Source organism: Nitrosovibrio tenuis (assembly GCF_900109785.1).
Lineage (GTDB): Bacteria > Pseudomonadota > Gammaproteobacteria > Burkholderiales > Nitrosomonadaceae > Nitrosospira > Nitrosospira tenuis_A.
In genome coordinates this window covers 95,884-114,263 of record NZ_FOBH01000006.1, presented here as the reverse complement: position 1 = coordinate 114,263, position 18,380 = coordinate 95,884, and the positions used below count along the sequence as shown (strand labels likewise).

Genomic DNA, 18,380 nt, shown 5'->3' with positions numbered 1-18,380 from the left:
CGCCATATGCACGAGTCTCTGCCCGAAATTTGCCGTACGTCTGCCGGAACCTCTATGCATACTTTTCAGGAAATCATACTTTCATTGCAACATTACTGGGCCAGGCAAGGCTGCGCGCTGCTGCAACCGTATGACATGGAAGTGGGCGCGGGCACTTCGCATACCGCCACCTTTCTGCGGGCGCTTGGACCGGAGCCGTGGCGTGCCGCCTACGTGCAGCCTACGCGCCGCCCCAAGGATGGCCGATATGGTAAAAACCCCAATCGCTTGCAACACTACTATCAGTTTCAGGCTGTGCTGAAACCTGCGCCATCCAATATCCTCGAACTGTATCTCGGCTCGCTGAAAGAACTCGGGTTCGACCTGAAACAAAATGACATTCGTTTCGTCGAGGACGATTGGGAGAACCCCACCCTCGGCGCCTGGGGTCTAGGCTGGGAAGTGTGGTTGAACGGCATGGAAGTGACGCAGTTCACCTACTTTCAGCAAGTCGGCGGCATGAATTGCAAGCCAATCACGGGCGAAATTACCTACGGGCTGGAACGGCTGGCCATGTACCTGCAAGGTGTGGAAAATGTATTTGATCTTACCTGGACGGAAGGTCTTTCCTACCGGGATGTATACCACCAGAATGAAGTCGAGCAGTCAGCATATAATTTCGAGCACAGCGATGTGGATGCTTTGCTGAGCGCTTTTGCCAACCATGAAAAACAGGCGAGATATGTTATGGATCAGGGTCTGGCGTTGCCCGCCTATGAACAGGTATTGAAAACCGCGCACACCTTTAATCTGCTGGATGCGCGCGGTACGATCTCCGTTACAGAGCGGGCTGCATATATCGCGCGAATTCGCGACCTCGCTCGAAGGGTAGCGCACGCCTATTACGAAAGCCGCAAGCATCTGGATTTTCCCATGGCGCCGCGCGAATGGGTCGAACAGTTGACGGAGAATGCGGCTTGACTCTCGCGACCGGAAACGCAACCAAAAATTTGCTCGTTGAGTTGCTCGTTGAGGAATTACCGCCCAAATCGCTGAAGAAGCTCGGTGACAGTTTCGCGGAAAACTTGCTTGCTAGCCTCCGAATGCAGGGCTTGGCCTCGAACGATTCTGTCAGCATCTCTTTCGCCTCACCTCGGCGTCTCGCCGCACATATCCGCAATGTAGCGTTCGAAGCCCCGAATAAATCCATCTCGCATAGGCTGATGCCCGTAGCGGTCGGCCTGGACGCGAATGGAGAAGCCACACCGGCGTTGCGCAAGAAACTCGGCGTTCTCCTCGGCGACTGCGCGTTGGTGCCAGTGCCCCAGCTTAAGCGTGCTTTGGATGGTAAAGTGGAAGCATTGTTTTTCGACAGCATAGTGAAAGGCGCGAGGTTGGCTGAAGGTTTACAGAAAGCACTCGAGGAAGTGCTCGCGAATCTCCCGATCGCCCGGATGATGACCTACCAGCTCAGCGACGGCTGGACCACTGTGGATTTCGTGCGGCCCGCGCATGGCCTCGTTGCTCTGCATGGCCCGGAAATCGTGCCGGTCGGCGTGCTGGGCTTGACCGCCGGGCGCGAAACGCAAGGGCATCGGTTTGAAAGCCGCTTGAACCCGATCGTGCTCAAAGACGCCGACAGTTATGCGCAGCAACTGGAAAGCGAAGGTGCGGTGATTGCCGGTTTTGCGGAGCGTCGGCTTGCGATAATCGAGCAGCTTAATAAGCTTGCGGGCAACGACTTAAAATGGATTGACGACAGGCAGCTGCTTGATGAAGTCACCGGGCTGGTTGAGCACCCCAACGTTCTGATGGGCAGATTTGAATCCGACTTCCTTGAGGTGCCGCAGGAATGCCTGATTCTGACCATGAAAGTGAACCAGAAATATTTTCCGCTGCTGGACACGAACGGCAAGCTTTCTCATAAATTTCTGATCGTTTCCAACATCTGTCCGGCTGATCCCAGCCACATCATTGCCGGCAATGAACGTGTGCTGCGTTCCCGCCTGGCGGATGCGAAATTCTTCTATGATCAGGATCGCAAGAAGACGTTGGCTTCGCGCGTGGAAGCCTTGCGCGAGGTGGTTTATCACAACAAGCTGGGCACTCAAGCCGATCGGGTGGAAAGAATCTGGGCCATCGCCCAGGCGATTGGTCTGCAATTAGGCGGTAGTGAACTGGCGGCCGAGGCGGGCGAAGCCGCCATGTTGTCCAAGGCCGATTTGCTCACCGACATGGTGAATGAGTTTCCCGAGTTGCAGGGTATCATGGGGGGCTATTACGCGAAACATGATGGGCTGGCTGAAGATGTCGCGCATGCAATCGAAGATCACTACAAACCTCGATTTGCAGGTGATGAATTGCCGCGTAATATGGCAGGGGTTTGCACGGCATTGGCTGATAAGCTGGAAGCACTGGTGGGCATGTTTGGCATCGGACAAATACCGACAGGCGATAAAGATCCGTTTGCGTTGCGCCGTCACGCGTTGGGGGTTATCCGCATATTGATCGAAAAAGACCTACCGCTGTACCTGGATACGCTGCTGGAACAAACATCGGGTATTTTTGGCCACAGGATTAACCACGCATCGGACACGCTGAGTGATTTCATTTACGAGCGGCTTCGCCACTATTTCAGTATCAGATATTTTGATGATGCGGCTTTTTCCTCGGGTAAAGACTACTATGGAGCCGACGCTACGGATCAGGTTGGTTTTTCCCCCCAACAGATTGACGCAGTACTCGCATTGCGGCCCCAGCGCCTGGATGACATCAAAAAACGCCTTACGGCAGTGCGTGCCTTTGCCTCGTTACCGGAAGCGGAAAGTCTCGCGGCAACCAACAAGCGCGTCGGGAATATTCTTAAAAAAGCTGCGATCAGCGGCGCAGGCAAAGTGGATGCGGCACTGTTACAGACGCCTGCCGAACATGCTTTGCATCAGGCCTTGTGCCACATTGCGCCGCAAGCTGACGCGGCATTCGCTGCGGGCGACTATACCGGTTCACTGCAGCTTCTGGCCGCGTTAAAACAGCCGGTGGATGAGTTTTTCGATCATGTGATGGTAAATGTAGAGGATGAAATATTACGTAACAATCGGCTCGCCTTACTTGCTCAGTTGCATCAGGCAATGAATCGCGTGGCCGATATTTCCAGACTGGCTGTTTGACAACACGACTATGAAACTGGTCATTCTCGATCGCGACGGTGTCATCAATTATGACAGCGAAGCCTTCATCAAGACACTGGACGAATGGAAACCCATCCCAGGCAGCCTGGAAGCCATTGCACATCTTACCCAAGCGGGTTATCGGGTCGTTGTTGCCACCAACCAGTCGGGTATCAGCCGAGGCCTGCTCGACATGGGCACACTCAACGCCATCAATGACAAGATGTGCAAGGCGGCCAACCAGGCTGGCGGTCGTATCGACGCGATGTTTTTCTGCCCGCACGCCACTACGGATAACTGCGATTGCCGGAAGCCCGCGACCGGAATGTTCAAGGAAATCTCGGAGCGCTTCGGGCTGGAGTTGAACGGCGTTCCTGCAATCGGTGACTCACTGCGCGATTTGCAAGCCGCGGCCGCGGTGAACGCAATCCCGGTTCTGGTATTAACCGGCAAGGGCGAAAAAACCAAGGCGGAAGGGGGACTGCCGGTAAACACCTTGATATTTCCAAACCTTGCGGCCGCCGTTGATGCGCTGACAGAACAAGCATGATCCTTGCAGTGCTGCGCTCGGCGATTTACACGTTATGCCAGATTGTCATTACCCCGCTCTATTTCCTGATTATACTGGCCGCGTTTCCGCTGTCTCCACTCAGCCGCTACCGTATCACTTCCGGCTGGGCACATCTGATGCTGTTCCTGCTGCGGATTATCTGTGGCATCCGTTACCGCGTTATCGGGGCGGAGCGGATTCCGCAAACGCCGAGTATCATACTGTCCAAACATCAATCGGCATGGGAAACGCTCGCATTTCAGCAGATTTTTCCACCCCAGGTCTGGGTGCTGAAAAAAGAGCTGCTGCGTGTTCCGTTTTTCGGTTGGGGACTGGCGATGACAAGTCCGATCGCGATCGATCGCAACTCGGGTAAAGCAGCGCTTAAGCAGATTGTCGTTCAGGGAAAAGACAGGCTTAAACGGGGGTTCTGGATTGTGGTTTTTCCGGAGGGCACCCGCATTCCGCCCGGACAAAAAGGCAAATACCGCATTGGCGGCGCATGGCTGGCCACTCACACGGGTGTGCCCGTGGTCCCGGTAGCGCATAATGCGGGGCGGTTCTGGGGTAGGAACGCCCTTGTCAAGCTGCCTGGCACCATCACAGTAAGTATCGGGACGCCGATAGATCCCACTGGAATGGAACCCGACGACCTCAATGCCAAAGTGGAATCATGGATAGAAGCTGAGGTGGCGCGGATTGACCATGGGGCACCGGACGCTTTATGACTCTGGAAAGACCATGAGAGAGACATTAGCCCAGACCTCGGCAGCAGCCAGATTATCGACAGGTGAGGTTCGGCGCGTCAGCCTCAACGGCAAGGAGGTCGCCTACACCCTCATGCGCTGCAAGCGGAAAACCATCGGCATGAGAGTGGACGGCACCGGCCTGACCGTTCGTATCCCGACGAGAGAATCGTTACGCTGGGTCGAATCGGTGCTACAGAACAAAGCCGACTGGATCGTCAAAAAACTGGACGAATGGACACAAAGAAAACCCCGCGGTCCGGAGTGGGAAGAAGGTGCCGTCTTTCCGCTGCTGGGTGAGCCCTGGCAATTGGTGCCCACCCCGAACGGATCGGCGCAATTGGTTCCGGCGGCGAAAAATATCAAGGCTGAGCAGGCACAGCTGCAATTATCGCTGCCATCCGTACTGACTGCTCAGCAAATCGAGCGCATCGTAATGAACTGGTACCGCAGCCACGCCCTGGCATGCTTCAGCGAACGTATCGCCTTGTACGCGCCCAGGCTCGGCGTTGAACTGCCGCGATTGCGGTTATCGTATGCCCGAACCCTATGGGGCAGTTGCACATCGCGCGGAGTGGTCCGCCTGAACTGGCGGCTGATCCAAAAGCCACTCCATCTGGTAGATTATGTTGTCGCGCATGAATTGTCCCACCTCATTGAAATGAACCATTCCTCGGCGTTCTGGCAAACGGTGGAACGTGTATATCCCAACTATGCGGCGGCGAGAAAAGAATTGAAGAGTGATGGACCATAGCAGAGCTATTGTCTAGCAAGTACTTCTGTTATTGATTAGCCGTAGCAGTCCCATTTTAGTTGGACCGAGCGGAGAATCTGCCATTGACAGATCGGAGGGCCTCGCGCCAGAGTGTCTCAAATATAGACCCCAAGCGGATGAAGGAGGTTTCCCCAGACCAATGTCCACTATGGGCGGTGGAGCAGCCTATGCCGAAAGGACCGTATCTTGGCCTTGGAGGTCATTCTGGACAGTTCTGTACCCACTTATCGACGAGCTTGAAGCCCCGTTAGCCAGCGGCCCACATCTTCCGTAAGCGTTGACACCCTTCACCGTTCTGCATGTATCGGATGTGCCTGATGTGGGCTACGTCGAACGGAACATCAGCCGCTGATTGGGTCTGATTGGGTGATCATGATCACATCTTTACCAAGCGTGTGTGCAATCCCCCATTTCGTAGAACACGTTAGCATTGCGTCCCGTCAAGTCACAAATCACAATACTTGCCCTATAAATCAGCGACACGACATCTTGAATGATGTGGTCGCGCACCCAGATGTCATCCACTCGCTGACAGTCCATGCCAGCTGCAGTCACCGCAGACTGCAACGCATTGTAAACAGAGTTGAATCGTGCCTCGAATGCCATCATGACTGCCACTAGGTTAATGTCCTGTAATGGCACATTTGAGATATTTGTATTTATAAGTGGCCGACTTGACCCAATTCGTCCGGTAATCTATTCACAGTGGACACTCCATATTCCACTTAGCCGCTGGCCCTTCGCGTTTCCTTCGGTCGCGCTCCCGTCCAGCCGGCGAGTTGGATCCCAGTTAGCCTTTCATAGGCTTGTGTTCATGTTGGACAGGCCTTTGCCCGTTTCAACTGAAACGCTGTCTACACGATTTTACAGGGCACGATAGCGTCCTCATCATAGGGGTAGATCGCGCACAACCGATGATAGCCATCGGCAATGGTAACCCTGCCATTGGCTGAATCCCGTACCAGCAAAAGCGGCCGGAGCGCCTGCCCCGACTCTATTTTCTGTTGATCTTTTTCGACGTGCGCGTTGCTGATCCCAAGCAGGGACAGACGGGATGCCCTGAAAATGTCTTTTGCCTTGAACTCCGATAGCGAGCCGCGTCTCAATTTTTCCACATACGCGTTTGCCATAGATTGCTCATATATCAGGCTCAGATACGACTTCGCCGCCAGGTAGTCGTGTTCTTCCGGTTCGCTCAGCCACTTGATTTCCACTTTCTTCGCCATTTCCAGTTCTCCCAGGAATTGAAAGGAGCTACCGCTGCCGATATTGCATGGCCGTAGTTTGAGCTAATACAGATTAGCCGTTATGTTAGTATTTCTCATCCATATTCATTATTGTTTATTTGTCATGCGTAGCTTCTTCACTACTGTTCTGATGGTCTTGCTGCTAAACGCCTGCGGTCTCAAGGGGCCGCTTTATCTACCCCAACCAGCCGCACCCGAATCGGGACAAGCCCCGGCTGATGGGAAAAAGAAGTGAGCGGTTGGCCGTTCGATTATCGCAGCAACAGGCTTTGGGGTGAATCGGTTCCCCTGGATCGCATTGCCGAGGAAATTGGCACTCCGTGTTATGTTTATTCCCGAGCGGCGCTGGCTGCCGCTTACGAGGCATTCGATGCCGCGTTTGGCGGGCGCGACCATCTGATTTGCTATGCGGTGAAAGCCAACTCCAATCTGGCTATTCTCAACTTGTTCGCCCGGCTCGGCAGCGGCTTCGACATTGTTTCGGGCGGTGAACTCCAGCGGGTTTTGAAAGCGGGAGGCGATCCGCAAAAAATCGTATTTTCCGGTGTGGGCAAGCGGCCTGATGAAATGCGGGCCGCGCTTGACGCGGGGATATTCTGTTTCAATGTGGAATCCCGGTCAGAGCTGGAAATGCTGGATCGCGTTGCGCGCGAAGTGAAGAAGACAGCGCCGGTGAGCCTGCGCGTCAACCCGGACGTGGACGCGAAGACTCACCCTTATATTTCCACCGGCCTCAAGGAAAATAAATTCGGAATTCCCTTTGAAGAAGCGGAATCCCTATATGCCTTGTCTCGGCAATTTGAGAATTTACGCATCACCGGGCTGGATTGCCATATTGGCTCACAACTGACAGAACTCGCTCCTTTCGCAGAAGCCTGCGGGAAAATGCTGGAATTGCTTGATCGCCTGCAGACTCAGGGGTTGGAAATCGATCACCTCGATTTGGGCGGTGGGTTGGGTATTCGCTATTCCGGAGAAAGCCCGCCATCCGCCCGCGACTATGTCAACGCGTTATGCGGCCAGATCGGCCAGCGCAAGCAACGCGTATTGATCGAGCCTGGACGGGCGCTCGTGGGAAACGCCGGTGTGTTGCTGACGCGCGTGGAATACCTGAAACACAGTCCCCATCGCAACTTCGCCATTGTGGATGCGGCAATGAACGACCTTATGCGCCCTGCCTTGTATGATGCCCACCATGAAATCGTTCCAGTAATTTCGAAAAATGATGGGAACGTAAAAACCTATCAGGTTGTCGGCCCTGTTTGCGAAACCGGGGATTTTCTTGGGCATGACCGCGATCTGGCCCTGTCTGAAGGAGATTTGCTCGCCATCATGTCTGCCGGAGCCTATGGCATGAGCATGAGTTCGAATTACAATACGCGCCCGCGGGCCGCCGAGGTGATGATCGATGGGGACCGGATCCATGTCATACGCGAACGCGAGTCCATAGACCAGTTGATCGCTGGCGAAACAATACCGTCCTGGCGGACTGCGGGGTTGGACTGCTTTCTGTCACCTCTTTGAAAGCGTCACTGGCCGTTACAACAGAAAAAGGGTAGCCAACCCGAGGAAAATGAAGAAACCGCCGCTATCAGTAACGGCTGTTATCAGTACGCTCGAACCTGTTGCCGGGTCACGGCCGAGTTTATGAAGAGTCAGGGGTATCAGCACGCCCAATACCGCCGCCAGCAGCAAGTTCAACAGCATTGCCAATGTCATCACCAGGCCCAGGGACGCGCTCCGGTAGATCAGAAAGGCGAACAATCCGACGATACTCCCCCATACCAGACCGTTTACCACGCTCACGCCCATTTCCTTGGCAAACAGCTTGCGCGCGTTCGCTGCATTAATCTGGCCCAACGCGAGCGCACGCACGATCATCGTAATGGTCTGGTTGCCTGAATTGCCGCCAATTCCGGCAATGATCGGCATCAGCGCCGCCAACGCTACCAGTTTTTCAATCGAGTCCTCGAATATGCCAATGACACGGGAGGCAATAAACGCGGTGACCAGGTTGATAGCCAGCCAGGTCCACCGGTTTTTCAGGCTTTTCCATATCGGCGCGAACAGATCCTCTTCTTGCCGCAGACCACCCAGATTGAGCGCTTCGCTTGAGGATTCCTCCCGAATAAAATCCATCACCGCGTTAACGGTAACACGCCCCATCAGTTTGTCTTCTCCATTTACGACGGCGGCCGAAACAAGATCATAGCGCTCGAATGCCTGCGCGGCTTCGTGCGCCTTCTCGTTGGGATGAAATGCCACCGTTTGACGGGTCATAACCGAGTCCACGGTTGCGTTCGGATCGCTTACCAGCAACCTGTTCAATGGCAACACACCCTTGAGGTGCTCGCCTCGATCCACTACGAACAATAGATCGGTATGATCAGGGAGTTCATCAAGGCGTCGCAGATAACGCAATACCACTTCCATTGTCACGTCTTCGCGGATGGTCACAACGTCAAAATCCATCAGCGCGCCAACCGAGTCTTCCGGATAGGACATCGCGGCGCGCAACTTCTCGCGCTCCTCCATCGGAAGGGACTGAAACACATCATGGATCACTTCACTTGGAAGATCGGAGGCGATGTCGGCGATTTCGTCGGCATCCAGCTGTTCTGCCGCAGCGAGCATTTCCCCGCTGTTCATGGTAGCGATCAGCGTTTCACGTACCGCATCCGAGACTTCCAAAAGGATTTCACCGTCGCGCTCGGCCTTGACCATATCCCAGACGATCAGGCGCTCTTCAAGCGGCAAGGCCTCCAGAATGTGCGCGACGTCGGCGGGATGGAGCCTGTCGAGAAGGTTCTGCAATTCCGCCAGATCCGGTTTTTTTTCTACAGACTCGCCCAGGTCCGGATGCGCAACATGCGCGCGCTCTTCCGCCAGTTCCTGTTGGCGCAACAGGTGGATTATTCGCTGCAAGTGCTCTTGCAGGTTTTCCGTTTCCCTGAGTTTATTTGCTTTTGTCATGACAGATCGCTTTATCGGAGCGGCGGGAGCGACGGAACGGTGGGAGAAAATCGGGCGCTATTATGACAGGACGGACGAGGAACCGAAAGTATGCATGGCTCTCCCGACCCTTATACTCTGCCTTTGAGACAGCGAGAATACTATGGAATTTCCACCAGGGCCATGCGGCTGAGGATGATGCCGGTTTTCTTCGATAACCACGGTGTATTGCGGTGACGGTCGTAGAAGCGAGGATTCGGAACCATTGCCGCGAGGCGGGCTGCCTGTTCCGCGCTGATCGAAGAAGCCGAGGCGCCGTAATAATGGCGGATCGCAGCCTCCGCGCCAAACACGCCATTTCCCCACTCAATCACATTCAGATAGATTTCCATGATGCGGCGTTTGGACATCACGTTTTCAAGCATCAATGTGATGAGCGCTTCCTGGATCTTACGCCATGGGGTCTTTTGACCCGAGAGGAATAAGTTTTTTGCGAGCTGCTGGCTGATGGTGGAGCCGCCTGCCACCAGCCTGCCTTTTTTCAGATTTTTTTCGTAGGCTTTCTGGATGGCCTCGAAATCAAAACCCTCGTGCTCCAGAAATTTGCTGTCCTCGGCAGCAACGATTGCCCGCTTGAGATTGGGTGAAATTCGTTCATACGGCATCCATTTCATCCTCAGCGTGGCGCCGGGATCTTTCTGCCGCAATATCTCCAGCCGATCCTGCATGAAAGCACTGGTCGACGGGTTATAAAAGTTCCAGTAAACAACGTGGCCAAAGATCCATAACTGGTAGATCAACGCCAGGCCGATGAGAAATAGAGGGATGCGCCAGAACCAGCGCCGGAGAAACGGCTTCATGCGTTTGACGCACTATGACGTTTTCAAGGTATTTCACGCATGGGACCTGAGCATTTCAATGACCGTATCCGTTCTTGGCCTGACCCCCCGCCAGAGAAAGAATGATTCCGCTGCCTGCTCTACCAGCATACCAACCCCATCGGAGAAATGCGTAACGCCCTGCAGCGCTGCGAATTGCAGAAAAGGAGTATCTCTATTTCCATACATCATGTCATACGCCAGGGACTCGGCGGCAAAAACGCCGGCTGGCAGCGGCGGCAGTTCCCCATTCAGACTGGCGGAAGTGGCATTAATGACGAGGTCGAATTGCTCCCCATGAAGATCAGCGTAATCAATGGCTACGACGTTCCCTGAACTGGAAAACCGCTGCTGCAGCTCATATGCTTTTTCTTGCGTACGATTGGCGACAGCCAGAATAGACGGTTCATATTCAAGCAGCGGCATGATTACCCCGCGCGCAGCGCCCCCCGCGCCGATCAGTAATACCCGTTTGCCTGTAAGCGAAAATTTCAGGTTGGCCGTAATGTCACGCACCAATCCCGCGCCATCGGTGTTGTCGCCAAGAATTGCTTCGTCTTCCAATACGAGCGTATTGACCGCCCGTGCAGCGTCAGCCCGCTCGGTGTGATGGGTAGATATCCTGAAGGCTTCGAGCTTGAATGGAACAGTCACGTTCAAGCCTTTACCCCCGTGCTGGCGAAACTCGGTTACCACGGTGGGGAATTCGCCAATCGGTGCAAGTATCTTTTCATAACGCATGTCCTGGCCAGTCTGCCGGGAAAACTCACCATGAATCAGGGGTGATTTGCTATGGGCAACAGGGTTGCCGATAACGGCGTAATAATCAGACATGAGGGAAATGCCCGGCTTGAAATTGGCTATTCACTCGTCAGTTCGTCTGAACGAGTAAATGCCCAAGTGCGCGTGATGTGCAGGATGTCAATGTCCCGGCTGATATCGGGTGGAAAAGGGGCAAATCCATTTTGTCCAGCCAATTTCACGATGCGTACCGCCGCCTCATCCAAAACGGTTTTGCCCGACGGCCGGTTGATTTCGATAGATTCCAGGCTGCCATCGGACCTGATGCCAACGGTGAGCTGCAGGTTTCCGTAGAGTTTTTCGCGTTTCGCTGCTTCGGGATAATTGAGATTCCCGATCCTCTCCACCTTGATGCGCCAGTCTTCAACATAACGGGCAAAGCGGTATTCCTGTGTGCGGGCACCGATGAATTTGCGTTTTGGACGCTTCTGATAAGCTTCGTAATCCTGCGCAGTCTGCGCTTCCAGGCGTGCAATCTCGAGGCTTCTTTGAACCAGATCGCCGGCATCGGTAATTTTTGAGTCTTGCTCCAACCGATCCGAGGGCTGAGCGGTTTGCTTCACCTCCTCGTCGCTGCTGATCGCTGTCATCAGCCGTTTCGCTTCCTGCTCAAGCTGCTCTGTTCGTTGATTGACAGCGGCCGCCTCGGTTGCATTCTCAGGCTTCGGCATGAGCGAAACAGGCGTTTTCGCCCGGCGATTGCTATCGGTGTTGCCCCCCCCGTCCAGGTTGGCCTGCGCCAGCGCATCTGCTTTTCGCGGTTTCGATGCTGACTGGCTGTTTACCAATACGACTTCCAGCGGAACGCTGGCATGCTCTTTTTTTGCAGAGGGGAGTTTGAAGTTGATACCGAACAGGACAATGGCATGAATTACTATTGATACCGCTATTGCCACGTTTAAGCGTGACGAACGGTTCAGCAGCCAATCATGGACATAGGCTGAATGAAAATCGGAAATATTTGAGGTTGCGCTCAATTGGTCAGCAGAGTATCGGAATTACGCTGGAAAAATATTTTTCAGGATTTACCGGAATGCTTGGCATGGAGCGTCTGGCAGGCAACTGAGCGGGCAACTGAGCGTACACAACGAGAGAGGACAGTCGGGGTCATTTGCGCGCGGATTGTAGCGTGTGCACATCCATTGACGACGTTCAACCCAATGCGAATTCAACCTAATGAGAGCCGGCTCCTGTCTCAGCAACCAGGATGAGATCTATGTTCATTCTATCTTCAGTACCCATCTATTCTAAACAATAAAAAACTTTTTTGTCACGTTAGAATGATCTTACTGACGGTCAACCTCTCATGCCTGAAGTTTATGCAGAAACCGTACGCTGAAAGTGAGTTCCAGCAGGTCAATCTGGGACACTTCCACTTCAATGCTTGTTTCCGGCGGCATATCCGGTAGTGAGGATACCCGCGCTATCAACGGTAAATGGTCCAGCTTTACCAGGTTCTCCTTCAACACCTGCGCACCGGTTATTTCAATTTTTTCCTGCAACAGCCACCGCAGGCACCAGTAGCGCTCCATGCTGCGTTGAAAATCTCCATAAATTTCGTACGCCGCCTCGAAATCACGCATGAATGTATGCAGGCTCTCGCTCTCTCGGGTGTAAGGCGGAATTTCGCCGCGCAACAATGCAACCAGCTGACGCTGATTGATGAAATCGACATAGCGGCGCATCGGCGAACTGATCCAGGAATACTGGGATACGCCCAAACCCTGATGCGGCGCGGGCGAAGTGCTCATTCTGACCTTGCCCCCGCCCTGACTGCGATAGATGCCCGCAACCCCGGCATCGGCAAGCTGCTTGCCCCACTCGGCGTTAACGTAAATCATCAGTTCCGACACCACCTTGTCAATCGGCGAGCCCCGCCGGCGCTGACTGATGGTAATGCGATCGTCTTTGACATAGAAACTGTAATCGATCCGCTCATTATTGCTGTCATTGGTCTTGCCCCGAAGCGCTTCCAGCCTGGACGCAAAATTCCACAACGCCAGCAATTCCTTTCCGAAAGGATGGTCGAGGTGACCACCCGCCAGAGTGGACTCATTGAAGTGTTCCTCCAATGTGTCGTGCCTGAGGTTTGCGGCGACTTTCACCCGCTCGATCCGGCTGCTTGTCGCGATGACCGTAAAATCGTCGGTCACGTCGAGATACATTGAAAGTGCGGGGCACAACCCATCTTCGCGCAACGTGTAGTGCTGTATCACGGCATCCGGAAACATGGTAATTTTACTTCCGGGAAGGTACACCGTGGACAGGCGCTGTGCCGCTACTGTATCCCACAGCGAACCCGGCGGGATTCCCAAAGTGGGAATGGCGATGTGGATACCCACGCGAAAACTGCCCAGAGTAAGTGGGGTTACAGAAAAAGCATCATCGATTTCTGTAGTGGTGACGTCATCGATGCTGAAGGCAACCACATCCGCGACCGGTATATCTGCCGGGTCGATCAACTCGCCCGCATCAAGTTCGCCAAAGTCCGGGCCTTCGGGAAAATGCTCCAGCACGAACCGGTTGACGTGGTATTCATGCGTAGAAGGGATGGCGCCACACTTCTCAAGCAGTTTGGATACGCTCAGTTTGGTTGCATTGCATGCGGCATCGAGCGCTTTCCACTCGACTGTATTCTTTTCCGGCCGATAGAGGAGACTGGATAATAATGGCCTGAACTCTTCTGGCAGCGTGAATGTGCTTAGTAATTGCGTATAGCGGGTCTGCTGTTCTGCCTGTAGTCGCCTTTTTTCCTGGCTGGCCAGAGCCGCCTCGAGCGCTTTCGGTGGCGCAGCCTTATACCGTCCCCGGCCTTTTTTGTAGAAATACATCGGCGCGCTGTGCAGCCGGATCAATATTGCCGCCGCTTCCTCGGGAGTTGCCGTATGGCCGAAATAATCCGCAGCCAATTTATCGCTCGCGAATTCCGCCTCGCTCTCGCAGCATTCCCAGAGGAAATTCGGATCCAGGTCCTCTGCCGTTTTTTGGGCAAGATCCATGAATTCGGATAGTGATGGAGCGTCAAACCGCAGCAATACCGAAGCAGCTTTTATTTTAGCGCGCCTGCCATGGGGCGCCTCCACCTGCAGCGACGTTGTGTTGTCGGCAAGGACAGCGCCCACTTTGAAAGTGCCTTCCTCTTCGTAAAATACATTCATGAGTTCTATTTGCGGCTAGATCAGCCGCACCTGGACAACGCTGGGCAGGATTGAAAAACTTCCGAGTTATTCTCTGATTACTAATTACTATATGGCCGAGGCCTATTTCAGAGATTTCCAACTTTTGGATATTTCAAATTATAGCCCGAAAGACGACCTTCACGTGCTTGACTCGGTCCGGCCGGTAAACCTTCGGGTATACGAATCCGAGCCTTAAGCTCTTGGGATAATGATTGCTCTCAGAAGTAATATTTTATAAAAGATACCGGTACCACTTTATAAAAGTACCGCGATTAGAGGAAAATACAGGCGAGAAGTTTGCATGCACGATTAATTTATTATCACATATCGCTATCAGATCTCCAGAATGACTCGCCGCATGCAACGGCGTCTTTGTCGATAGCATTACCCGGCCGATGGCTTATGCTCAGCTCATCATTGCCTGATAATTCGCAGGAATCGACTATAATGTTTAAAAAAGGATATTCCCGAATTCCCGCATCGTCATTACCATTTCCGCTATAAGGGGGGCCGCTTTGAACCAAGCTTCTGTTGCGCTGAACGTACGGCGTACATATCTCGTTCCTGTGGTGTTTCTCGTGATCGCACTCTTGCCTTCTTGCGCAGCGCTGAGTGACACCGATCCGGATCGAGGCGCAACGACCGTCAAGCAGGATGTTTTTGGCGATCATTTCAGCACTGTCGAGTATCTTCCCCAGAATTGGGCGCCCGCCGATAGTCTTTGGTTTTATACCGTCACGCAGGGATCGAACATGATGCCCTACGATTTTTTTCTTACGTTGGAGCAAGCCGGCAAGACCGAGCTGTTTCGGTCCAACGAAAACATGAACTTCTACCGGTACCTGCCGCAGAAAGCTACCTCCAGTAATCCCGATGGGCTACCGGTTGGCTTCGTCAAGGATACCTATAAGGGCAAGGATTACGTCGGCTTGACATGCGCCGCCTGCCATACCGGGCAACTGAACTATCAGGGCAAAGGCATACGCATTGACGGAGGTCCGGCGATCGCTGATATGGAAGGTTTTATGAGAGACCTGGTCAAGGCGCTCCGGGTCACCCAGAACGATGACGAGGTTAAAAAGCGTTTTGTGCAGAATGTATTGGCCAAAGGTAAGTATAAAACCGAAGCCGAGGTACTTGCCGACCTTGGCCGATATGAAAGGCGCCTCGCGAATTACATAACGATCAATTACAGTACGACCCACTATGGCCATGGACGGCTGGACGCATTCGGACGCATATACAACCGGGTACTGGAGCACATCATAAGTGTAAGAGAGCTTAATGAACTGCTGCGGGACCCGAGGGTAATGGGTGATCGAGCCTTGACCGAAGCGGAGCTGACATCAATGACGGATCAAACCGGTAACGTCCTTACCGGTGCTCAGCGTGATCAAATGGGGGAGGATATTGTTACCCGACTGAATGAGACCAACGGATGGGAAGCACTCGGAAAACTACGCAAAAAAATATTCAACCCGCCTAATGCGCCGGTCAGTTATCCATTCCTGTGGGACACCCCTCAACATGACTACGTTCAATGGAATGGCCTTACCGAGAATGCCGGGTTGAAAGCCATCGCCCGCAACGCGGGGGAGGCGATTGGCGTATTCGGCACACTTGACTGGACGGAACGGGATGGGTTTTCGTTGCCCTCTTTTATCACGGGGCAGGGGCTCTCTGGCAAACATATCAGCTTCGACTCTTCGGTGAACGTTATGAACCTGCGCCGGATCGAAGCCCGTCTCTGGAATTTGCAGTCCCCGGAGTGGCCGCAGAATATTCTTGGCGGTTTCGACGAGAAACGCCTGGCGAACGGAAGATCGCTGTTCAATAAACATTGCGTAAGCTGCCACGCGAGAATTGTTCGCAACGATACGGATCGCCGCGTCGTGGCGCATATGTCGAGAGCCAGCGATGCCGGAACCGATACGCAGATGGCGCACAACGCGGTAACTTACCAGGGTTTTTCCGGTATTCTGCGTAACCAGTACGTGAGCCTCGGTGTGGGTGACATTCTGCTTGATCGCAAAGCACCGGTTGCGGCTCTGCTGACTAAAGCAACAGTCGGTGTCGTCGCGACGCCAGAACCGGACAAGTGGTTTCTGCAACGCTGGGCCGAGTGGGCCTATAACCTGGCAACCGGATTTCGCGACAACCAGATCAAAGCATCTATGAAACAAGGGGAATATGACCCGGACACGACTGCCAATCCGGTGGCTTCGCTGAGCGCCTATAAAGCGCGTCCCTTGAACGGCATCTGGGCAACAGCGCCTTATCTGCATAATGGCTCGGTGCCCACTCTCTATGATTTATTGCTTCCCAAGAAACGTCCCGGGGACCCTGAAGATGGCGAGTACCGGCCTGACGAGTTTGAAGTGGGGTCGCGCGAATTCGACCCGGTCAAGGTTGGCTTGAAAAGCAGTGGTTACGGAGGCTTCATATTCAGCACGCAAGGTATTAAGGACGACATGGGAGGCTATACCAAGGGAAACAGCAATGCCGGGCACGAGTATGGGGCCCGTCGCGTGGCCAATGAGGCTGACGGGCGTGTAGACCAGAAAATTCGGGAACTCTGTGCAAACGAGCAGATTAAGGATGGCGACCTGGATGCATCTGCCAAGGAAAAATGCCTGTACCCCATGTCCAAGCAGGAACGGCTCGATTTGCTTGAATACCTGAAGACATTGTGATCGAACCGCACACATCATTATTTAAAACAAACTTCAATAAGGGAGCAACCGATGACAAGCTACCTGGAACAGTATGATGCAGCTGCCGAGGCAGACAAATCTTTTCTGGCTCGCCGCTGGATCGATACCGAACCTCTGCCGTTTTTTAAGGAATTACGCGAAAAGCGGCCCATACTGATAACTCCAAAATTCACCCTGATCACGCGCTTCGATGATTGCAGGGAAGTGCTGAACATGCCGAAGGTATTTACGGTAGAGCCCTATGTTTCAAAAATGGGCGATTACCTGATGATGCACGACGACGACGCACTGCATACGCGCGAAAAATCCCTCATGCAATGCATGTTGAATCGCGACGATCTGCCGGCAGTCCGTGACATGGTCGGCAGGGTTGGCAAGGAGATACTCGACAGCGCCAATGGAAATATCGAGGTAGTCAATAGCTATTGCCGCATGGTGCCGGCAACCTTGGTACGGGAGTATTTCGGGCTGACCGGGGCCAAAAGATCAGACTTGATTGAATGGTCCTACTGGAATCAGTATGACACGTTCCACAACCAGCCCTTCGATTTGCTACCCCCTGAAAAATCCCAATCCATCATCGATCGGCACGATGAAACTTCCAAGGACCTGGGGAAGTTCATAGTCGAGCTTATTGCCCGACGCACGTTGCAAGTGAAAGCGGAAGAACTAACACTCTCAACGCTCGTGCGGCTGGATGACGATATCGTAACCAGAATGTTGCGGACGGATTACCCGAAGCAATTGAATTTCGATATCAAACGCCTGGGAATCAACGCTGGCGGACTGTTGATTGGCGCGGTCGAGACGACCTCACAGGCAGTCGCGCAGGTTATCCAGTACCTGATGCAGCATCCGGAGTGGCTTGCCAGGGCAAAAGCCGTGGCTCCCTACGCTGACCCCAAAGAATTTGATGGCATCGTCTGGGAAGCTCTGCGCTTCGTCCCCATCACTCCCTATTTATTTCGGCGCACCGCAAGCGACTACACCGCGGCCAAAGGCACAGGGCATGAAACGGTTCTTCGCGCCGGCACTTATGTGCTGCCGGTCACGCTGTCGGCATCATTCGACGAGCGGGCATTTGAATCACCGGATGAGTTTATACCGCAGCGCAATTGGTATAATTATTGCCATTTCGGCTTTGGCAGTCATGAGTGCCTGGGGCGCTACGTGGGCGGGGTTATGATTCCCGAAATGGTGCGTCAGGTCTTATTACGGCAAAACATAACCGCCAAAGCGCCTATCGATTACAAGTCCGGCCCCTTCCCCGAGCAGTACGATCTCTCCTGGACCATGTAATAAAGCGCCCTCCCGTATAAGTGCCCGCCACGCTTGACAGCCAACAGCTATGGCGGACCGCGTGACTGGCAGCAGGTAGCTATCGATCCGGCA

At 53.7% G+C, this 18,380-nt stretch carries 15 protein-coding genes; 9 read left to right on the top strand and 6 right to left on the bottom strand.

Annotation, left to right across the window (positions count from 1 at the left end; translation table 11 throughout):
• The first annotated feature begins 54 nt into the window (after window positions 1-54).
• Genes glyQ through BMX00_RS09310 form a run of 5 tightly spaced genes read left to right on the top strand, consistent with a single transcriptional unit; the run spans window position 55 to window position 5,196 of the window.
• Complete coding sequence (glyQ, locus tag BMX00_RS09330) at window positions 55-960, top strand: glycine--tRNA ligase subunit alpha (RefSeq protein ID WP_090828747.1); 906 nt, start codon at window positions 55-57, stop codon at window positions 958-960.
• Window positions 927-3,146, top strand: coding sequence for a glycine--tRNA ligase subunit beta (gene glyS, locus BMX00_RS09325; protein ID WP_090828746.1), 2,220 nt, complete (start codon window positions 927-929; stop codon window positions 3,144-3,146). The genes glyQ and glyS overlap by 34 nt, the downstream gene beginning before the upstream one ends.
• 10 nt (window positions 3,147-3,156) lie before the next feature.
• A complete protein-coding gene (gene gmhB, locus BMX00_RS09320; RefSeq protein WP_090828745.1) occupies window positions 3,157-3,696 on the top strand; it encodes a D-glycero-beta-D-manno-heptose 1,7-bisphosphate 7-phosphatase in 540 nt (179 codons plus the stop codon).
• Complete coding sequence (locus BMX00_RS09315) at window positions 3,693-4,424, top strand: lysophospholipid acyltransferase family protein (RefSeq protein ID WP_090828744.1); 732 nt, start codon at window positions 3,693-3,695, stop codon at window positions 4,422-4,424. Before gmhB ends, BMX00_RS09315 begins: the two co-directional genes overlap by 4 nt.
• A gap of 13 nt (window positions 4,425-4,437) precedes the next feature.
• On the top strand, window positions 4,438-5,196 hold the full coding sequence (locus BMX00_RS09310; protein WP_245727985.1) for a M48 family metallopeptidase: 759 nt from the start codon (window positions 4,438-4,440) through the stop codon (window positions 5,194-5,196).
• Window positions 5,197-6,071: 875 nt separating this feature from the next.
• On the opposite strand, the gene BMX00_RS09300 is transcribed toward BMX00_RS09310, so the two are convergent.
• Window positions 6,072-6,443 carry a hypothetical protein gene (locus tag BMX00_RS09300; protein ID WP_090828742.1) on the bottom strand — a complete coding sequence of 124 codons (372 nt, stop codon included), beginning with the start codon at window positions 6,441-6,443 and terminating at the stop codon, window positions 6,072-6,074.
• A gap of 82 nt (window positions 6,444-6,525) precedes the next feature.
• Between BMX00_RS09300 and lptM the strand changes: the two genes are divergently transcribed.
• Window positions 6,526-6,699, top strand: coding sequence for an LPS translocon maturation chaperone LptM (gene lptM / locus BMX00_RS09295; protein ID WP_090828741.1), 174 nt, complete (start codon window positions 6,526-6,528; stop codon window positions 6,697-6,699).
• Window positions 6,696-7,988, top strand: coding sequence for a diaminopimelate decarboxylase (lysA, locus tag BMX00_RS09290; protein WP_090828740.1), 1,293 nt, complete (start codon window positions 6,696-6,698; stop codon window positions 7,986-7,988). The genes lptM and lysA overlap by 4 nt, the downstream gene beginning before the upstream one ends.
• 15 nt (window positions 7,989-8,003) lie before the next feature.
• On the opposite strand, the gene mgtE is transcribed toward lysA, so the two are convergent.
• The 5 genes from mgtE to BMX00_RS09265 form a co-directional block, all read right to left on the bottom strand.
• Complete coding sequence (gene mgtE, locus BMX00_RS09285) at window positions 8,004-9,437, bottom strand: magnesium transporter (RefSeq protein WP_090828739.1); 1,434 nt, start codon at window positions 9,435-9,437, stop codon at window positions 8,004-8,006.
• 140 nt (window positions 9,438-9,577) lie between these two features.
• Entirely contained in the window at window positions 9,578-10,276 is a 699-nt protein-coding gene (gene mtgA, locus BMX00_RS09280) for a monofunctional biosynthetic peptidoglycan transglycosylase (protein WP_090828738.1), read from the bottom strand.
• A 33-nt stretch (window positions 10,277-10,309) separates the two neighbouring features.
• Window positions 10,310-11,128, bottom strand: coding sequence for a shikimate dehydrogenase (aroE, locus tag BMX00_RS09275; RefSeq protein ID WP_090828737.1), 819 nt, complete (start codon window positions 11,126-11,128; stop codon window positions 10,310-10,312).
• Window positions 11,129-11,154: 26 nt separating this feature from the next.
• Window positions 11,155-12,072, bottom strand: coding sequence for an energy transducer TonB (locus BMX00_RS09270; protein ID WP_090828736.1), 918 nt, complete (start codon window positions 12,070-12,072; stop codon window positions 11,155-11,157).
• A gap of 327 nt (window positions 12,073-12,399) precedes the next feature.
• The gene (locus BMX00_RS09265) at window positions 12,400-14,253 is read right to left on the bottom strand and encodes a ribonuclease catalytic domain-containing protein (protein ID WP_090828735.1); all 1,854 of its coding nucleotides are present in this window, start codon (window positions 14,251-14,253) and stop codon (window positions 12,400-12,402) included.
• Window positions 14,254-14,789: 536 nt separating this feature from the next.
• Between BMX00_RS09265 and BMX00_RS09255 the strand changes: the two genes are divergently transcribed.
• Both BMX00_RS09255 and BMX00_RS09250 read left to right on the top strand, forming a co-directional pair.
• Window positions 14,790-16,967 carry a di-heme-cytochrome C peroxidase gene (locus BMX00_RS09255; protein WP_281245904.1) on the top strand — a complete coding sequence of 726 codons (2,178 nt, stop codon included), beginning with the start codon at window positions 14,790-14,792 and terminating at the stop codon, window positions 16,965-16,967.
• A 51-nt stretch (window positions 16,968-17,018) separates the two neighbouring features.
• Window positions 17,019-18,287 carry a cytochrome P450 gene (locus BMX00_RS09250; RefSeq protein WP_090828733.1) on the top strand — a complete coding sequence of 423 codons (1,269 nt, stop codon included), beginning with the start codon at window positions 17,019-17,021 and terminating at the stop codon, window positions 18,285-18,287.
• Window positions 18,288-18,380: the final 93 nt, after the last annotated feature.

Excerpts from the sequence above, each read along its gene's own strand:
- lptM (WP_090828741.1), top strand. The coding sequence starts at position 6,526 with ATGTTAGTATTTCTCATCCATATTCATTATTGTTTATTTGTCATGCGT.
- BMX00_RS09250 (WP_090828733.1), top strand. The coding sequence starts at position 17,019 with ATGACAAGCTACCTGGAACAGTATGATGCAGCTGCCGAGGCAGACAAA.
- gmhB (WP_090828745.1), top strand. The coding sequence starts at position 3,157 with ATGAAACTGGTCATTCTCGATCGCGACGGTGTCATCAATTATGACAGC.
- aroE (WP_090828737.1), bottom strand. The coding sequence starts at position 11,128 with ATGTCTGATTATTACGCCGTTATCGGCAACCCTGTTGCCCATAGCAAA.
- BMX00_RS09315 (WP_090828744.1), top strand. The coding sequence starts at position 3,693 with ATGATCCTTGCAGTGCTGCGCTCGGCGATTTACACGTTATGCCAGATT.
- mtgA (WP_090828738.1), bottom strand. The coding sequence starts at position 10,276 with ATGAAGCCGTTTCTCCGGCGCTGGTTCTGGCGCATCCCTCTATTTCTC.
- mgtE (WP_090828739.1), bottom strand. The coding sequence starts at position 9,437 with ATGACAAAAGCAAATAAACTCAGGGAAACGGAAAACCTGCAAGAGCAC.
- BMX00_RS09310 (WP_245727985.1), top strand. The coding sequence starts at position 4,438 with ATGAGAGAGACATTAGCCCAGACCTCGGCAGCAGCCAGATTATCGACA.
- glyS (WP_090828746.1), top strand. The coding sequence starts at position 927 with ATGGGTCGAACAGTTGACGGAGAATGCGGCTTGACTCTCGCGACCGGA.
- BMX00_RS09265 (WP_090828735.1), bottom strand. The coding sequence starts at position 14,253 with ATGAATGTATTTTACGAAGAGGAAGGCACTTTCAAAGTGGGCGCTGTC.
- glyQ (WP_090828747.1), top strand. The coding sequence starts at position 55 with ATGCATACTTTTCAGGAAATCATACTTTCATTGCAACATTACTGGGCC.
- BMX00_RS09300 (WP_090828742.1), bottom strand. The coding sequence starts at position 6,443 with ATGGCGAAGAAAGTGGAAATCAAGTGGCTGAGCGAACCGGAAGAACAC.